Annotated in this window: 13 protein-coding genes; 7 read left to right on the forward strand and 6 right to left on the reverse strand. The window is 60.6% G+C overall.

Annotated features, from left to right (window positions below; genetic code table 11):
* Positions 1-118: 118 nt before the first annotated feature.
* Complete coding sequence (gene gspE / locus A1355_RS01495) at positions 119-1831, reverse strand: type II secretion system ATPase GspE (RefSeq protein ID WP_064024271.1); 1713 nt, start codon at positions 1829-1831, stop codon at positions 119-121.
* Positions 1832-1944: 113 nt separating this feature from the next.
* Between gspE and A1355_RS01500 the strand changes: the two genes are divergently transcribed.
* The 5 genes from A1355_RS01500 (at position 1945) to ppsA (ending at position 10709) form a co-directional block, all read left to right on the forward strand.
* Positions 1945-2163, forward strand: coding sequence for a hypothetical protein (locus A1355_RS01500; RefSeq protein WP_157197693.1), 219 nt, complete (start codon positions 1945-1947; stop codon positions 2161-2163).
* A gap of 45 nt (positions 2164-2208) precedes the next feature.
* On the forward strand, positions 2209-5559 hold the full coding sequence (locus tag A1355_RS01505; protein ID WP_064024274.1) for a P-loop NTPase fold protein: 3351 nt from the start codon (positions 2209-2211) through the stop codon (positions 5557-5559).
* A 28-nt stretch (positions 5560-5587) separates the two neighbouring features.
* The gene (locus A1355_RS01510) at positions 5588-7243 is read left to right on the forward strand and encodes an ExeA family protein (RefSeq protein ID WP_231883515.1); all 1656 of its coding nucleotides are present in this window, start codon (positions 5588-5590) and stop codon (positions 7241-7243) included.
* A gap of 10 nt (positions 7244-7253) precedes the next feature.
* A complete protein-coding gene (locus A1355_RS01515) occupies positions 7254-8036 on the forward strand; it encodes a general secretion pathway protein GspB (RefSeq protein ID WP_064024276.1) in 783 nt (260 codons plus the stop codon).
* Positions 8037-8315: 279 nt separating this feature from the next.
* Positions 8316-10709, forward strand: coding sequence for a phosphoenolpyruvate synthase (gene ppsA, locus A1355_RS01520; RefSeq protein ID WP_064024278.1), 2394 nt, complete (start codon positions 8316-8318; stop codon positions 10707-10709).
* 44 nt (positions 10710-10753) lie between these two features.
* On the opposite strand, the gene A1355_RS01525 is transcribed toward ppsA, so the two are convergent.
* The gene (locus A1355_RS01525; protein WP_064024281.1) at positions 10754-11782 is read right to left on the reverse strand and encodes a hypothetical protein; all 1029 of its coding nucleotides are present in this window, start codon (positions 11780-11782) and stop codon (positions 10754-10756) included.
* Between the two features lie 313 nt (positions 11783-12095).
* Between A1355_RS01525 and A1355_RS01530 the strand changes: the two genes are divergently transcribed.
* The gene (locus tag A1355_RS01530; protein ID WP_064024283.1) at positions 12096-12713 is read left to right on the forward strand and encodes a response regulator; all 618 of its coding nucleotides are present in this window, start codon (positions 12096-12098) and stop codon (positions 12711-12713) included.
* A complete protein-coding gene (locus tag A1355_RS01535; protein WP_064024285.1) occupies positions 12703-14526 on the forward strand; it encodes a hybrid sensor histidine kinase/response regulator in 1824 nt (607 codons plus the stop codon). Before A1355_RS01530 ends, A1355_RS01535 begins: the two co-directional genes overlap by 11 nt.
* Positions 14527-14533: 7 nt before the next feature.
* Here A1355_RS01535 and A1355_RS01540 read toward each other — a convergent pair whose 3' ends face one another.
* The 4 genes from A1355_RS01540 to A1355_RS01555 all read right to left on the reverse strand — a co-directional run bounded on the left by A1355_RS01540 (position 14534) and on the right by A1355_RS01555 (position 18127).
* Positions 14534-15607, reverse strand: a complete 1074-nt coding sequence (locus A1355_RS01540) for an alkene reductase (protein WP_064024287.1) — start codon at positions 15605-15607, stop codon at positions 14534-14536.
* Positions 15608-15678: 71 nt separating this feature from the next.
* A complete protein-coding gene (locus A1355_RS01545; RefSeq protein WP_231883516.1) occupies positions 15679-16644 on the reverse strand; it encodes an alcohol dehydrogenase catalytic domain-containing protein in 966 nt (321 codons plus the stop codon).
* Positions 16641-17432 (reverse strand): class D beta-lactamase, encoded by a 792-nt coding sequence (gene blaOXA / locus A1355_RS01550; protein WP_064024291.1) that lies wholly within the window; start codon positions 17430-17432, stop codon positions 16641-16643. Before blaOXA ends, A1355_RS01545 begins: the two co-directional genes overlap by 4 nt.
* A gap of 65 nt (positions 17433-17497) precedes the next feature.
* On the reverse strand, positions 17498-18127 hold the full coding sequence (locus A1355_RS01555; protein WP_064024293.1) for a bifunctional 4-hydroxy-2-oxoglutarate aldolase/2-dehydro-3-deoxy-phosphogluconate aldolase: 630 nt from the start codon (positions 18125-18127) through the stop codon (positions 17498-17500).
* Positions 18128-18157: the final 30 nt, after the last annotated feature.

Below are 18157 nucleotides of genomic sequence, written 5' to 3' on the forward strand. Positions count from 1 at the left end.
ATTTAAATTTTAAACCGACATTCAAGATAAATACACGAACTTCCGCCTTGGATCGGATTTCGCCAATCCACAATTGATTATTTTCAATAAATCCACATAACGACTTTATGTAATCTAATTACGCCTCGGTCGTCACCCTCAGCACTTCCTCCAGCGTGGTCGTGCCCTGTAAGGCTTTGCCGACGCCGTCTTCGTACATGGTTTGCATGCCTTCGGCGATCGCGGTTTGCTGGATGACGAAAGCTTCCTCGTGTTTCATGATTTGCTTGCGGATCGTGTCGGTCATCGTCAAGAACTCGATGATCGCCAAGCGGCCCTTGTAGCCGATGCCGTTGCAGGCCGGGCAGCCGACCGGTTTGTGCAGCAAGATTTCGCCGGTGGGCTGCCACTGACGCAGTTTCATTTCTTCGATCAGCGTGTCCGAGGCCGGATGAGCTTGCTTGCAATGCGGGCACAATCGGCGCACTAGGCGTTGAGCCAGGATGCCGTTGATCGTCGAACTGAGCAGATATTCCTCCAGACCCATGTCCTGCAAGCGGGTGACGCCGGCGGCGGCATCGTTGGTATGCAGCGTGGACAGTACCAAGTGGCCGGTCAGCGCGGATTGCACCGCGATCTTGGCGGTTTCCAGGTCGCGCATCTCGCCGATCATGATCACATCCGGGTCCTGGCGGACGATGGAGCGCAATGCCGAGGCGAAGGTTAAACCAATCTGCGGTTTGGCTTGAATCTGGTTGATGCCTTCCAGTTGGTACTCGACCGGGTCCTCGACGGTGATGATCTTGCGCTCTGAGGTATTCAGGGTTTTCAGCGCGGCGTACAAGGATGTGGATTTACCGCTACCGGTTGGACCGGTAATCAAAATAATGCCGTGCGGTTGCGCCAGCACTTCCATGAAACGCTCGGCCTGCTTGCCGACGAAACCCAGGGTTTTAAAATCCAGTACCGCATTTTCCTTGTCCAGCAAACGGATCACCACGCTTTCGCCGTACAGCGTCGGAATCGTCGAAACCCGCAAATCCAGTTCCTTGCCGATCATTTGCAATTTGATCCGGCCGTCCTGGGGCAGGCGGCGCTCGGCGATGTTCAGTTTCGCCATGATCTTGATCCGCGACAGCACCGCGGCGGTGGAAGCGACCGGCGGCGAGTCGATGTCCTGCAACACGCCATCGATGCGCAAACGCACTTTCAGGCTTTGCTCGAACGGTTCGATGTGTACGTCCGAGGCCCGACTTTCGACGGCTTTTTGCAGGATGAAGTTGACCATTTTGATGATGGGCGCTTCGCTGGCCAGATCTTTTAGATGTTCCAGGTCTTCGCTGTTTTCTTCTTCGCTGGTCAGGCCGTCCAGCAGTTGGTCCATTTGCGATTTGCCTTCGCCGTATTGCAGTTCCAACGCGGCGTCGATGTCGGACATTTGGCCTATTTTCAGCGCAACCGGCTTGCCGGTCGCCAGTTGCAGGGCTTGAGCGACGTAGTCGTCTTCCGGATCCAGCACCGCGACGGTGACGGCGTCCTCGCCGGCTTCCAGGCCTGCCACGTGGTATTGCTTGAGAAAGCGCCGGGAAATGAGCTCGGGCAGCGGCGATTGAGGCGGGTATTGTTCGCCGGCGACCTTGGGCAGGCCGCTGGTCTGAGCGAAGCAATTGGCGACATCGGCGTCCGAGCACATGCCGAGCTTGATCAACAGCTGGGGCAGCGAGTCGTCCAGCGAGGTTTTCTGCATGCGCCGAACCTTGCTCAAGTCGCTGTCGGACAGTTTGCCGTGGTGTTTGAGCAGGCTCAGAAAAGCCGCGTATTTTTCGGGTCGATTTGCGATTTCCATGTCCATCGTCGGTGCCGTAAACTAAAGCCGTGTGGCCGGCATTGTAGCGATTTTCCACTGAGTCTGGCTGCCGATTATTACCGCAACGCGTCACGGCGCCATGCCGAAGGAAAATAACGATGACGAATGGAATGAGAGCCGGGCTATTGACCGTCGCGGCGGTCGCGGCCGGCGGCTGTTCGAGCGATTGGGCGCAGCGGATGGGTTACCATGCGCTCAGCAATGCCAAGCAGATGCAGTGCCAAAAGGCGATGGCTGACGATTGCGAAAAACGCCCCGATTACGACCGCTATCAGCGCGAGCGTCGCGAGGCGACCGAGACCCAAAGTCCTCGCTAACCGGAGGTAAGCTGGCCTACATCTTCCTCAAAACCAGAGTCCGTCATGAGCGCAAACAGCGGCGAAAACTGGATGGCCGAATTGGGTTTCGCCGCCGATTCGGAATTGCAGAAGGCCTTGGAAATTGCCGCCCATATCGGCGACGTTTCCGAAGACGATGCCAACATCAGCTACACCTCGTTACTGATCGGCTTGCTATGGAACGGCGATGCGCTATCGGTCTGGTTGCAAGCCCAAATTCAGCGCGGCGGCGTTGCGGTCGAAAACCTCTACCGGCAGCGGCGCCTGACCGAGGCGCAACGCGAGCCGATTCTGGAAAACGTTCGTAACGGCCGGCCGGCCGCGTCGCGGCAAGTCGCGATCAGTATTTCGGCGCGGACCGTGCTGCAAGAGGCGCACACCCTGGCTTTGGAAACCGGTTGCGCCGGCGACGCGCCGCTGGCGACCCGCCACGTGCTGGCCGCGTATTTTTTTCGGAATCCGCCGGGCCACAATCATCAGCTGCACCAAGAATGGGGCTTCGAAGCCAAGGTGTGGCGAAGCCGGTTCGCCGAATACATACGCGATCATTATCCGGCGGAGTTTGGCGGTTGGGCGCAGGTGTTGAGCGGGTATCTGGATGCCGACGATTTACAACCATCGGGACAATTCTTGGGTGGCTATGCATTCGATACCCAAACCGTGCAATTGCTGCGTACCTTGGAACAAACGATAGCGAGCCACTCGCCGCCGCTATTTTCCTCGGCAAGTTTGCTCGATCTGCTGGTGTCCCTGCGCGAAGTGCCCGATTGCGCGACCTTCGCCGAACTGGTCGCTATCCCGCTAAAAATCGGCGAGCCTCGAACGCTGACGACCCTCGATTCCCCGTTCGCCGGTAGCGGCAGCTCTTTTTCGGCGACGCACGGCTTCAAGAATATTTTGGATCGAGCGCGGACGCTAGCCCGGGCGATTAGTGGAACCGAAATCATCGGTGTCCGCCATATTATCGCCTCGCTGTTGGTCTCGCCGGATTCGACAGCCAATAAAACACTGAAGCGGGTAGGTGTCAGCCTACCGTTGCTGCGTAATCGAGTCTTGGGCGACTTTACCCGGCGCTGGGTCAATGACGACGGCTTGCAATGGCGCTTTCACTTGATCGGTACCACGCCGCCGACCATCGCCGGCTATAGCTCGGATTCGGCCGATACCGGCATCGACAAGCTGGATGTCGCGCGTTATGCGACCGCGTTCGCGGTGGTCGTGGCCGCCGAACAGGTCAGACCGCCGTTGTCGATCGGCATTTTCGGCGATTGGGGTGCCGGCAAGAGCTTTTTCATGCGCTTAATCAGCGAGCAAACCGAGCGGCTGTGCGCCAATTCCACGCTCGGGCCGGACGGCAAGCGTCTGTTTTGCCGGCGAATCCTGTCGATCCGTTTCAATGCCTGGCATTACGCGGAGCAAGACTTATGGGCCAGTCTGGTTCAGACCATTTTCCAGGAGTTAAATAAAGCGCTGCTTGGCCCGAGTGACGCGTCCGATGTTTTGGCCTCGGTGCAACAGGATTTAAACTTGGCTAAAGAGGCCAGAGCGGAGGCAGAGAATCAGCTTAACCGAGCACGTGACGAACAAGACGATCGCAATAATGCGCTGCAAGCGGTTCGGCAGCAGGCCAGACTGGAAGCCGAAAAAGTGCGGGCGCTAAGCGCTGTCGATGTCGTCGCGGCGGTCAACGCCGAAGTGATCGCGGACCAAAACCTGGAGCGTTTGCTGGTCTTGGCTGAAGATTACCTGGGGTATCGCGGCATTCGCCAAGACATTCTGGAAGGCCGCCAAACCGTGAGCGCTTTGATGGACATCGTGCGCGACAGTCGCTCGGCAACCGGCAAAGTGCGGTCGGCTTTGAGCTGGTTGTCGCGCGCGCCGATTTCCAAAAATGAATTTCGTAAACTGACGGTCGTGGCGATTCTGGTACTCGTCGTCGTCTCATTGTTCGCTACGGTTTTTCGAGACTGGATAGGCAATGCTTGGGCCATGCTATCGACCTTGCTTGCCGAACTGGGCGCGGTCGGCGGGATGGCAATCGCTTGGGCGAAACGCCATTTGAAAACAGTGTCCGAGGGCTTGAATCAATTCGATAATTTGAGCGGTGAGTTAGACCGCCGGCTGGCCGCCAAACACTTGGAAAATCAAGCCGATCTCCTGTCTGCCGAGGAAGCCTTTCGGCAATCTCAGGCCAAGCTGGCCGATGCGGAAGCCTCGCTGCTGATGGCAATACAAAACGTCGAACAAGCCGAGCAAGCCGTCGCGGAAAGCCGGTCGGCGCAACGCATCGCCCGGTTGGTGGAGCAACGCCTCAGCGGCAGGAACTACGAGCAATATCTTGGTATTGTCGCGGCCATCCGCGCCGACTTCCAAACCTTGAGCGATCTGATGAAGCAAATGCGCCGGGAGTCCGAGTCAGCACCGACCACGCCGGAACCCATCGATCGGATCGTGTTGTATATCGACGACCTGGACCGTTGTCCCAGCGATCGCGTCGTGGCGGTGCTGGAAGCGATTCACCTGATGCTGGCCTTCGAGTTGTTCGTGGTCGTGGTCGGCGTGGACATTCGTTGGGCGGCCCGATCGTTGGCCGAAAAATACCCCAACCATTTGACGCCGGGCGACGAACAATGCCAAACCACGCCGACGGCGCTTAGCCGGGCCGACATTGACGGCGCGACCGCGCTCGATTATTTGGAAAAAATTTTTCAGATTCCGTTTTGGTTGCCGCCGATGGAAGAACAAGCCAGCCGCAATCTGATTTTCGAATTGTTGCCGGCGCCGGTCGGCCAAGCCGGTGTCGAATCCGGGCACAACATCGGGGAGCAGAAGCCCGCGGACTTGCCGGCCGCCGATCAACAGGCCGCCACGGCGCCAGCGGCTCACCTCGACGCGGCCAAGGCCCAGCCCTCACCAACGCCGAAAGGGGCGGAATTGTTGGACATCGCCGCCGAGGAACGCAATTACATGCTGCGCCTGGCGGGCGCGGTCGGCAAGTCGCCGCGCCGGCTGAAGCGCTTTGTCAATACCTACCGAATCTTGAAGGCCTCGATCGATGCCTTGGAACGGGAAACCTTTGTTTTAGAACACGGCGCCAGCGGCGAATACCGGACCGCGATGACGCTGTTGGCCTTGGTCACCGGCGCGCCGCGCAGTTCGCTGGACATGCTGCGCTTTTTGGACGAACATCGCGACGAGGATGCTTTCCAGTTGTTCGACGACTACCTGCGCAGCCTGATTTACGCTAACGAGGCTAAATACGTGCTTGGCGCATTGACCGCCTACCGAACGACGCAGCCGACAAACTTGCGAGAATTGAGGCACTGGGCACCGCTGGTGGCGCGCTTTAGCTTTCGGTCGGGTACGGGGATGTAGGCCGGTCGTCCGCTGGAGCGCAATTTGAGTGCAATTTGCCGGGCTTTGCATTAGCATCCGGCCAACCTATCGTCGAGCCGTCAAAACCTTGTACCAGTCCTATTTCAATTTCAGCGAACTACCGTTCTCGATCTCGCCCGATCCGCGGTTCATGTACATGAGCGAGCGCCATCAGGAAGGCTTGGCGCATCTGCTGTACGGCATCAATCAGGGCGGCGGTTTCGTGGCCTTGACCGGCGAAGTCGGCACCGGCAAAACCACCTTGTGCCACTGCTTGTTGCAACAGCTACCCGATAACGTCGATATCGCGTTGATCCTGAATCCCAAACTGACCGCCGTCGAATTATTGGCGACGATATGCGACGAATTGGGTATCGCCCATGCAAGTCTGAGTGCGAAGAGTTTAATCGATGCCATCAATACTTATCTATTGGCTGCGTACGCCGAAGGTCGGCGCAGCGTGCTGCTGATCGACGAAGCTCAGAATTTGAGTCTGGAGGTACTGGAGCAGATTCGGCTGCTGACCAATCTGGAAACCAGCAAAGCCAAATTGCTGCAGATTATTCTGGTCGGCCAGCCCGAGTTGAACCAAATGTTGGCTCGCCAAGAACTGCGCCAGCTCAATCAACGGATAACCGCGCGTTATCATTTGGGTCCGCTGTCGCTGGACGAAACCCGTGCCTACATCTTGCACCGTTTGCGGGTTTGCCACGGTAGCCATCGTTTGTTTCAGGCCGCGGCCATTCGCAAAATTTACCGGTATTCCGCCGGGGTGCCGCGCTTGATCAACATCTTGTGCGACCGAGCCTTGCTCGGCGCTTACGCGACCAATGCCCGCCAGATCGGTCCGGCGATCATCGTCCGCGCCGCCAGCGAAACCTTGGGGCCCCGGCGAGCAGCGGTAAAGCAGCGCTACGTGGCGGCCGCCGCGACGTTGGCACTCAGTGTCGCGGCGGGGGGCTACGTTTGGTGGACGGATCGGCCGATCGTCCAAACCGCCAAGCCGCTTGCAGTATCGGAGGCCGCCGTCGCCGTGGCGCCGCCGCCGGTCGAGGCCAAGCCGCTCGCGCCGGCTTTCCAGGAATGGCTCGATGAGGCGCCGGCGTCTCCGGATGTCGCGTTAGCCGAACTACTGCGGATTTGGCGGCAAAAGCCGACGACCGATACACCGGTTAATTGCGACTCGATCGCTACGTTGGGTTTGAGTTGCTTATCGGGCAAGGCGAGCTGGCGGGAATTGATACGCCTCGACCGTCCGGCGCTGTTGGTACTGAACGATACGCGGGGCCAAAAGCGCTACGTACTTTTGACCGGCGCGGACCCGAGCCGCGCGGAGGTCCGGATTAACGGCGACAAGTCCTTCCCGCTGGTCGAGCTGCTAACGCTGTGGGACGGAAATTATCTGCTGCTGTGGCGACCGCCACGGCCGGGCTTGACCGAAATCGCGCCGCCGCAAAAATCCGCCGATGTCGTATGGTTGCGCCGACAGATCGGCAAAGTCGCCGAGGTTCCCGCAGGCGGCGATCCGCAGCTTTTCGACGACGCGTTAAAAACCCAGCTAGTGGCATTTCAACGCCAGCAGCAATTGACGCCGGACGGCATCGCCGGCGCGCGTACCCTGATTCAGTTGCAGAACCGGAGTGGGGCGGAGGATTCGCCCCATTTGGACATCAACCCCCGCTAGTCTTATCGATATGTCTTACATCTTAAACGCATTGCGTAAATCCGAGCAGGAGCGGCAAGCGCTACAGCCGGATACGGTCGCGGCCAGGATTGCGGTACAACCCGCCCCCGCGCGACAGGGCATCGCCAAAATCGTTGTCGCATTGGTATTGCTGAACGCGGCTATTTTGACGTATTTCCTGGGCTTTGCACCGGGCAAGCCGGAGGCCGTTCAACCCATCGCGGCAAACCGGGCGCCGCGGCCCGACGCGGAATCCGAACCGGTGTCGGCCGGCCAGACCGGCAAGCCGGAACGGAAACGGCCGTCGGCGCCGAAAGTCGATCCGCCGCCACGGACGGTCGCGGCAAGCAGCGTGGCGGATAAGGCCGGCGCGGCCAAGAAAATGGCCCCCGAACCTCCAAAAGTAACCGCCGCGCCGAAGCCGGTGGTAGTGGCCGAGCCGGCACGCGACGATTCGGCGCTGGAACCGGAGAAGTCGGCCGTCCCCGCGCCGAAACCGGCCGTTCCGGCGGTAGCCGCCGTCGCCGCGATTGCGCCGGCCGCCGCGCCGCCGCGGCCGAAAAGCGGGTTGGACACACTGGACGATTTACCGCCGGAGCTGCGCCAATCGCTACCCAGCCTGCCGATCAATGTCTACAGTTACTCGGCCACGCCGGCCGAGCGCTTCGTGATGATAGACATGGTCAAATACGTGCCCGGCCAGACCATAAAAGATCAGGTCGAATTACGGGAAATCCAGGAGGATGGCATCGTCGTGCGTTATCGCGAGCGCGTGTTCAAAATCAAGCGCTAACCGGCGCGCGCCGGCGGGTCCGTCTGATCGTCGCCGGGACCGCATTTAGACTATATTCAAGTAGGGACCGATCCGCTTCGCGAACTGTCGAAGCTTGTGAACGGCGTATGCCGATAGTCGCTTGCTTAGCCAGCGGCGCGGACTCGGAAACGGCCGGAAGTTCGGTCGGGTTGAGCGGCTTCGGGTTCGAGCGCCGAATCCCAGTATTTCAGAGCCCAAACCAAGACGGCCGGCCGGACAGTCGGCGTAATCACGATAACCACAGTCAAGGAGCGTCTCATGTCGGAAGCTTATCAATACATCCGCTGGTTTAACGAGTTGACCATCCGCGACATCCCGCTGGTCGGCGGCAAAAACGCGTCGTTGGGGGAAATGTATCGCGAACTCGCCGGCCAGGGTATCCGCGTCCCCAACGGCTTCGCGATTACCGCCGAGGCTTATCGCTACGTACTGGATCAAGCCGGGATCTGGCCGCGTTTGCACGAACTGCTGGACGACGTGGACGCCGACGATGTCGCCGACTTGGCTCGCCGCGCCCAGTTGGCGCGCGACCTGGTTTACGCGGCGCCGCTGCCGGCCGATTTGCAGGCCGAAATACACCGCGCTTTCGCCCGATTGCAACAGGAGTACGGCGCGGACTTGAGCGTCGCGGTGCGCAGTTCGGCGACCGCCGAAGACTTGCCGACCGCCAGCTTTGCCGGCCAGCAGGATACCTATTTGAACATTCGCGGCGGTCAGGCCTTGCTGGATGCCTGCCAGCGCTGCTTTGCCAGTTTGTTCACTGACCGGGCCATTCATTACCGCATCGATCAGGGCTTCGATCATTTTAAGATCAGCTTGTCGATCGGCGTGATGAAAATGGTGCGCTCCGATTTGGCGGCCAGCGGCGTGATGTTTTCGCTGGATACCGAGTCCGGTTTCCAGGAGGCGGTATTTATCACCGGCGCTTACGGTTTGGGCGAAAACGTGGTGCAGGGCGCCGTCGATCCTGACGAGTTCTACGTGCACAAACCGACATTCGCGCAAGGTTATCGGGCGGTGCTGCGGCGCAATCTGGGCGCGAAGAAAATCAAGATGGTGTATAGCGACGGCCGTACCCGCGAGCCGGTCCGCAATATCGCGACCGCTAACGACGAGCGGCGCCGCTATTGCATCGCCGACGCCGAAGTGCTGGAACTGGCCGATTACGCGATCAAAATCGAAAACCACTATGGCCGGCCGATGGATATGGAATGGGCCAAGGACGGTTTGGACGGCTGCTTGTACATCGTCCAGGCCCGCCCGGAAACCGTGGCCTCGCAAAAAGCCGGTCATGTGTTGGAGCAGTATCGTCTCACCGAAGCGGGGGAGGTGATCGCGCGCGGCCACGCGGTCGGCGGCAAGATCGCGGCCGGCACCGCGCGAGTGATAGACCATGTGGCTAAGTTGTCGACCTTCAAGCCCGGCGAAGTGTTGGTGGCCGACATGACCACGCCGGATTGGGAGCCGGTGATGAAAACCGCCGCCGCCATCGTTACCAACCGGGGCGGGCGGACCTGTCACGCGGCGATCATTGCCCGCGAGTTGGGCGTGCCGGCGGTGATCGGCTGCGAAAACGCGACCAGCGCAATTTCCAGCGGCAGCGAGGTCACGGTCAGTTGCGCCGAAGGCGATGCCGGCAAGGTGTATCGCGGAAAAGTCGGTTTCGAGGTCAGCCATACCGATCTGGCCCAGCTGCGGCGGCCGAAAACCAAGATCATGTTGAATCTCGGCAATCCGGAACTGGCCTTCAAGCACAGCTTTTTGCCGAACGACGGGGTTGGTTTGGCGCGGATGGAATTCATCATTACCGAATACATCAAGGCCCATCCCTTGGCTTTGATCCATCCCGATAAGGTTCGGGACGCCGAGGAGTTGGTCAAATTGCAAGCGCTGACCGAAGCTTACGCCAAGCCGGAAGACTTTTTTGTCGAGCGGCTGGCGGAAGGGGTGGGCACGATAGGCGCGGCATTCTATCCGAAGCCGGTCGTCGTGCGGATGTCGGATTTCAAGACCAACGAATACGCGACGTTGCTGGGGGGGCGCTGGTTCGAGGGCGACGAGGCGAATCCGATGATAGGCTTTCGCGGTGCCGCGCGCTACGTGCATCCGGCTTACGCGGAAGGCTTTGCATTGGAATGCGCGGCGATGAAACGGGTGCGCGACGGCATGGGATTGACCAATGTTGTCCTGATGATTCCGTTTTGTCGGCGCATCGGCGAAGCGGAGCGGGTGTTGGAGAGCATGGCGCGGCACGGCCTCAAGCGCGGCGAAAATGGCTTGGAAATCTACGTGATGTGCGAGATTCCCAACAACGTGATTCTGATCGACGAATTCGCCAAACTGTTCGACGGGTTTTCGATCGGCTCCAACGACTTGACCCAACTCACGCTCGGCGTGGATCGAGACTCCGAGATCGTGGCCAACGACTTCGACGAGCGCGATCCCGGCGTCAAAACCATGATCCGCTTGGCCGTCGAAGGCGCCCGCCGCAACGGTCGCCATTCCGGTTTGTGCGGTCAGGCACCGTCGGATTATCCGGAGATGGCCGAATATTTGGTTGAAATCGGCATCGACTCGATGAGCTTGAATCCGGATACCGTGCTGGCGACGACGCAAAGGGTGTTGGCGCTGGAGCAACGTTTGGGGCGCTAGCAGCGCCACCGAGGCCGTTCGACTCGGCGGCGGTCGAACGCGGTTTATGCGGCCTTGCGCCGCAGGCCCAAGTATCCGGTCAGCGCGCTGAGCATCAGCCAAGCCGAGGCCGGTACCGGCACCGCGGACAGTTTGCCGTATTCGATGACGCCGGCGACGGCGCCGCCGGTTGGTGCCGGATTGACCGACAGATGGGTGATTTCGCCGCTTAAACCGCCGCTGTCGGTCAGAAACAATATCCGGCCGCCGCCGCCGAAAGCGCCGCCGCCGTCGGCGCTGACCGTGGTGTTGCCGGTAAACGAAATCGTCGGCGCGTGTAACAACAAACCGCCGCCCGAGCCGCCGCCGCCCAGCAGCGCGGTACCGCCGCTACCGTCGCCGCCTGTGGCGGTCAACAGACCGGCGCTGAAGTCGATCGACGACAACGCGCCCAATTCGATCGCGCCGCCGCCGCCGCCGCCGGCAACGCTGCCGAACAAATTGGCGGACGCACCGCCGCCGCTACCGCCTTCCAGTTTCAGATGCAGATCGCCGTAGGCAATGCCGCCGACATCGCCGAAGCCGTTGCCGCCGTGACCGCCGAAGCCGCCACCGTCGCCGAAGCCGGGCAAGCCGCCCTTGCCGATGCCGCCGCCGCTACCCTCGCCGGCCCCGAAAGGCGCCGCGCCGCCGCGCCCGCCGCCGGCTCCGCCCTCGCCGGGCGTGCCGTTATTCGCGTTGAAGCCGTTGGCGTTCAAATTGCCGTTCAGTTGAATGCTGCTCAGCGACAGCAAGCCCAACGACAATGTACCGGTGGCCTTGACCGTCACCTGACTGGCGATAGACACCGAATCGAAATTGAACACGGCGATATCGCCGCTGACGACGCCGTTGTACAACACCGAGCCGTCCGGTGCTTTCAGAACCGGTGTGCCGTTGCCGGTATCGAAAAGATAATCGCCAACGGTCTGGGTCAGCGACAAACTGCCCAACGAAGCAAAGTCGTTAGGATTCAACGGCGCGGCGAAACTTGGGGTACTGCTAAGCACCCATAGGGCCAGACTGATCTGGGCTGAGTAACGAGCTTGGAACATCGGTTTTCTCCAGGTTGGGGACGGCCTCGTTAACCGGACAAGGCCCTGCCTTGCGGGACTCGAGGACGTTGTGGGTCGGTGTCGGAAATTCGTTTGTCCCAGGCCAGCGGACGATGAAGCGGCTGGGCGGATTTCCCGGTCTTGGCTCGTTCCACTCCGAGTGCGGTTAGCGCTTTAGCAGAGGGGCGTTAGGGCCGGTTGGCAGTTTAATCAGCCTGAATACCCGACCGCAATTCCGCCAAATGGGGGGATATTGTCGATCGCTAAAAATTGGCTCAGTATAAAAGCCGTTATTTTCCTTGGAAGGCTACCGATGAAAATTCTGTTACTTGACGACCATGCGTTATTTCGAGCCGGCCTGCGTTTGTTGTTGCAAGCCTTGGATCGTTCGGTAACAGTCTTCGAAGCGGGGACGATCGCCGAGGCCTTGGCCGTCGCTGCCGAGCACGCCGACCTTCGTTTATGTTTGTTGGATTTAAGTTTGCGCGGCGAGGACGGGTTGGCGGCGGTCGCCGACATCAAAGCGGTCGCCACGGACATCGCGGTGGTCGTGGTGACCGCCAGCGACGAACCGGCGACGGTCAGGGCGTGTATCAATGCCGGCGCGATGAGTTTTATTCCGAAAAGTTCGGCGCCGGATGTGTTGGCCGAAGCGCTTAAGTACGTGATGGCTGGCGCGGTGTATTTGCCGGCGGCGATGGCGGTGAGCGATGGCGATTGGGCGCCGATTAATTTGTCGCCGCGCCAACGCGATGTTTTGCGAGGTCTGTGCCGTGGTTTGCCGACCAAATCCATCGCTCGCGATCTGGGTCTGTCCGAGCATACCGTCAAGGACTATATCGCCGCATTGTTCAAGGCGCTGGACGTGCATAATCGCACCGAAGCCGTGATCAAGACCGGCCGGCTGCGGTTGCTGCCCAGTGAAAACTGATTGGCGACGCCGGTTCGGGCGCGAGGCCGCGATCGGTTTGGAAGATGCCGACCGCGCGGATTTCGAATGCGAGGTGTTGCGCGAGTTGATAGGCTTGCACGCCAGGATGTTGTTGCGCTTGCCCTGGGTCCAGGCTTTATTGGCCTTAGGAGTGGCGTTGTTGGCGTACCGCTCGACATCGTGGAGCTGGCTGGTGGGCTGGAGTCTGTTGACGGTCGGCGCGGAGTGCGGCCGAGCCCTTTACGCCGTCAGGGTGCTGCGGATGGCGCCGAGCGCCGACCCGGTGACTATCCACCGGGTTTTGATCGGTTTGGCGGCCGGCGTCGGTGCGACGGTGGGCTTGAGCGCGTGGCTGTTCATACCGAATATGCCGTTGCCGGATCGAGCCTTGCTAGTGATCGTGCTGTTTGCGATGCCGGCCGCCGGCGTGTCGGTGGCGGTGTCGTCACCGCGGATTTTGGCCGCGTATTCGCTACTGATCATGGTGCCGACCGCAGTCTGCTGGGCCGTTCAATATCCCGAGCAAAGCCTAGTAGTCGCCGGTTTGACTACGCTGTACTGGTCTTTCATCGTCAGCGTGGCCGGTGACGGCGAACAGTTGTTGCGTCGTTCGGTGGCGATTCGGCGCGAGCGGGATCGCACGTTGGCGGATTTGCAACAACTGAATGCCGAAGTCAGGGCAGCCGTGACGCGGGCCGAGGCATCGTCGCGAGCCAGGGCGCGGGTGCTGGCCGCCGCCAGTCACGACTTGCGTCAGCCTTTGCACGCACTGTCGGTGTATAGCGCGGTCTTGGTGGCCAACCCCGCCGCGGAGGCCTTGCCGGAGGTGGCGGGCAATATCGATCGTCTGGTACGCAATTTGGGCGGGTTGCTGCACGGCTTGCTGGATTTGTCGCGCTTGTCGGCGGATCAATACGTGCCGGAACTGCGACGAATTTCGCTGGATCGATTGGCGGCCGAGGTCTGCTCCGAATTCGACGCCTTAGCCGGCGATAAGTCGTTGCGCTTGGTGCGGTGTTTGGGGCAGGTCAGGCTGTTCGACGATCCGGTGGCGATTGCCCGCATCGTCCGCAATTTGCTCGATAACGCCATCAAATACACCGAGCGGGGCGAAGTGGTGGTGTCGACCGCGCGGCGAGACGAGTGGGCGGTGTTGGAGATCGCCGATACCGGGCGCGGCATTCCGCCCGGCGAATTGACCCGGGTTTTCGAGGAATTTTACCAATTGGACAATCCAGGCCGCGATCAGCAACACGGTGTCGGCTTGGGTTTGACGATCGTCCAGCGTTTGTGCGAATTGATCGGTGCCGACATTGCCCTGGCTTCCGAGTCGGGTGTCGGCACCCGGGTCACCCTGCGCTTTCGGACCTTGGCGACCGGCAATGAACCAAGGCCGGTCAACGCGGACGCCGATGTATCGGGAGTAAGCGGCAAACGGATTTACGTGGTGGACGACGAGGCGGACATTTTGGAAGCGATGCGCATTTTGCTGCAAGGCTGGGGTTGCCGAGTCGAAACGGCGGCATCGGCGCGCGTGGCCGACGCGTTGTTTTCCGATGTTGGCCGGCCGGATTTATTGATTGTGGATTTACGCTTGGCCGAAGGCGAGCAAGGCTTGGCGCTGGCTCGGCGTTTACGCGGCCGTCACGGCGAGTTTCCGGTTTTGGTGGTGACCGGCGAGACTGGGCTCGAGGCCTTGGCGCCGGTACGTGTTGCGGGATTCCCGCTTTTGCAAAAGCCCATCGTCGCCGACGTATTGTACGACGCGGTCAGCCGAGCCTTGCCGTCGGCGGCGATGCGGCAACGCGACTAGCGCGCAATCATCGGCTGGCGAGCGGATAGTCGGTGTAACCGCGCCAATCGCCGCCGTAAAAATGCTCGGAATCCGGCGCGTTCAGCGCCAGACCTAGTTGTAGGCGGGTCACCAGATCGGGGTTGGCGATGTAGGCGCGGCCGAAGGCGACCAGATCGGCGCGGCCGTCCGCGACCGCGCTGGCCGCTCGGGTGGCGGTGTAGTGGCAAGCGGCAACGTACACGCCGCCAAACAGACGCCTCAGCGCCGAGTAGTCGAAGTTCGACGAGCGATTGAGTCGGTCTTCGCCTTCGACGACATGCAGATAGCCAATTCTGCCGGCCAGCTCGGCGGCAACGGCGTCGAACAAAAATTGCGGATCGCTGTCGCGCATGTCGTTAAAACTGTTTTCCGGGGAAATGCGCACGCCGACTTTGTCTTTACCGACCACGGCGGTTACGGCATCGACGACTTCGTTCAAAAGACGCATCCGATTATCGACGCTGCCGCCGTAGCCGTCCTGGCGCTGGTTGCTAGCGTCGCGCAGAAATTGATCGAGCAAATAACCGTTGGCGGCGTGAATTTCAACCCCATCGAAACCGGCCTGCATCGCATTGCGGGTGGCTTGAGCGTAAGCGGCGGCGATAGCGGGCAACTCGCCGATTTCCAGCGCGCGCGGAATAACAAACGGTTGCGGGCCGCTTGGCGTGCCGACCATGCCGGACGGTGCGAGGGCCGACGGCGCGACCGGCAGTTTACCGTCCGGTTGATAACAGGGATGGGAGACCCGGCCGACGTGCCAAAGCTGTAGAAACATCCGGCCGCCGGCGGCGTGGACGCAGGCGGTCACTTGCCGCCAACCTCGAATTTGTTCCGAACTATGAATACCCGGCGTGGCCGGATAACCCTGACCTTCGGGAACGATTTGACTGGCTTCGCTGACGATGAGTCCGGCACTGGCGCGTTGGGCGTAATACAGCGCGTGCAGTTGATGCGGCGCGTTATCCGCGTCGGCCCGGCAGCGCGTCAGCGGTGCCATCACGATACGGTTGGGCAACGGCAACTCGCCCAAGGCCAGCGGCGAAAATAAAGTCCCGGTCATCGTTCAACCTCGAGGTTGTCCTGAAAAAGTCGGTAAGTCTAGCGGAGTTGCCGGCGTTTACCGTCGACCGATTAACGTTTCAGGAGAATCTTCCGTACCCCCGGTCGAGCCGCCGTGGCGAACGCCGCCGGGCCGGCACTGAGCGGAAAAACGCCGTCTATCAACGTCTCGACGGCGATGTCGCCGGCGCTTAGTCTGTCCAGGGCGGGCTCGAAACGGCCGCATCGCGATCCCAGCAAACGGATTTCCTTGACGACCAGCGGGCTGAGATCGATGGGGTGATCGGCGACGAAGGTGGATTTAAGGACTAAACAGCCTTGCGCGCGCAATAGGCGCAACGCTGCCGTGAAGCCGCTGGCGGTACCGCTGGCATCGACGATGCAGGAAAAACCGCTCTCTGGAAAATCGGCGGCCAATCCGGCCTGCAAGCCCCAGCGCCTGGGCTGCGTTAGCGAGGTTTCGCTACGGCCGAGCATCGTGACGCGATGGCCGGCCAGTGCCAATACTCGGCCGATCAGCAGGCCGAGCCGGCCTGGTCCGAGCACGCCGATCTCGCCGCGCGGCAGGTCTTGCAATTGTTCGACGACCCGCAAGGCTGCGGCCAACGGTTCGGCGAACACGGCGGTCTCGTCGGCGACGTGGTCCGGCAGTCGCAATAAATTCGCGACCGGCAACGTGAAGAAGTCCGCGAAGGCGCCGTCTTTAGCGCGGATGCCCAGCACCCGCCGGGTTGGACAATGCGCAGGTCCCGTCGTCAGACAGGTCGGACATTGGCGGCAGCCGATGTTGATCGATCCCACCACCCGACTGCCCAGCCAATGGCGGTCGTTCGCATCGGCGACCTCGACCACTTGTCCGACGAATTCGTGGCCTAGAATGCCGGTAAAACCGGCGTAACCGTGGGCTAATTCCAGGTCGGTTGCGCAGATGCCGGCCAGACGCATTTCAATCAATGCTTCGCCGGCTTCCGGTTTTGGGATAGGTTGGTCGGTCCGGTAACTCAACTCCCGGTCCAGCAGCAAGGCTTGCATCGTCATGGCGGCAAATCGGCGATACCCTTGGCTCGCAACGCGGCGCGGAGCAGTTGGGCTCGCAACGGCAGGTCTTGTTCGGAGCGTAGGTCGATATTCAACGCAAACAACCAAGTCGCCGCAGCGGTTTCGAGGCTGCCGACATACCAACCGATCTGCGGCTGGCCGCGCGCCGCCCAGCCGGTTTTGGCGCGCAATGCGTAGGTCGGCGTGCGTTCCACCAGCATGATGTTCCGCAAGGTTTCAAAGTGCTCGTCGGCGAACGGTAGTGCGCGGTTTTGCAATTTCTTCAGGAATTCGATTTGTTCCGCCGCGCTGATTTGCAGATCGCCGTTCAACCAGAATTCGGTGGGATTAAAATCCGACGCCAAACGGCCGTAATCGATGTCGTCGAGATAGCTGCGGTAGGCCTGTCCGCCGATCCGACGCGCTAAAACCTGATAGCACCAGACGCAGGAGGTCTTGAACGCGCTGGCCAGGGTGTGGTCGCGGTTCCAGTCCGGCAACGACCGCGCGACGCCGTCCCATTTCAGCACCTCATCGCTGTCGATGGCGCCTTGTTCCAGGGCGATCAGGGTATTGAGAATCTTGAACGTCGATGCGCTTGCATAGCGTTGGCCGGCGCGGGCGTCGTTGTGGACGAAGCGTTGGCTGCCGTCCGCGGTGACTATGATCAGCGTACCGCTTAGCTGACGTTCCGCGAATAAAGCCGCCAAGCTGGGATCGTCGGCGCGGCCGAGCGACGGCCAAACGGCGAGTAGACAAAGCAGGGCGGTTTTCAACACGATGGACATTTTTGGGAAAATACCGTTGGCGCTGCCAAGCGCTGTTTTCCGCCGTCCCTGGCGGAGAAAATGTCTTAGTTTTTCAATTGGGCGGCAACGGCGGCACGGCGGGTGATTTCCGCCCAGTCGCCGGCATCGACCAGATCGGCCGGCGCCATCCATGAGCCGCCGACGCAGGCGACATTGCTCAAGGCCAAATATTCCGGGGCGTTTTTCGGATTGACCCCACCGGTTGGGCAGAAGGTTACTTGCGGCAGCGGACCGCCGATCGATTTCAACATCGGAATGCCGCCGGCGGCTTCGGCCGGAAAGAATTTCATCGCGGTAATGCCTCGGTCCAACAAGCGCATCACTTCGCTGGGCGTGATGACGCCGGGCAACAGCGGCACGCTGGTTTCCAACGCGGCGTCCAACAAGGTTTCGGTGACGCCGGGGCTGACGATGAATTCGGCGCCGGCTTCGATCGCGGCATGCAGGGTTTGCACATTGATGATGGTGCCGGCGCCGACGATCGCGCCGGGGACTTCGGCCTTGATGCGGCGAATCGCATCCAGCGCCACCGGGGTGCGCAACGTGATTTCCAGTACTTTCAGTCCGCCGTCGACCAGCGCTTTTGCCAGCGGAACGGCGCTTTCGAGATGGTTGATGACCATGACCGGCATTACCGGCGAGGTGGTCATGACTTCTTGGATGCTTACGGTCATGGTTTTAATCCTGTAGGTTGGTTTGTTGTT

Origin of the sequence: Methylomonas koyamae (assembly GCF_001644025.1) — a bacterium.
GTDB lineage: Bacteria > Pseudomonadota > Gammaproteobacteria > Methylococcales > Methylomonadaceae > Methylomonas > Methylomonas koyamae_A.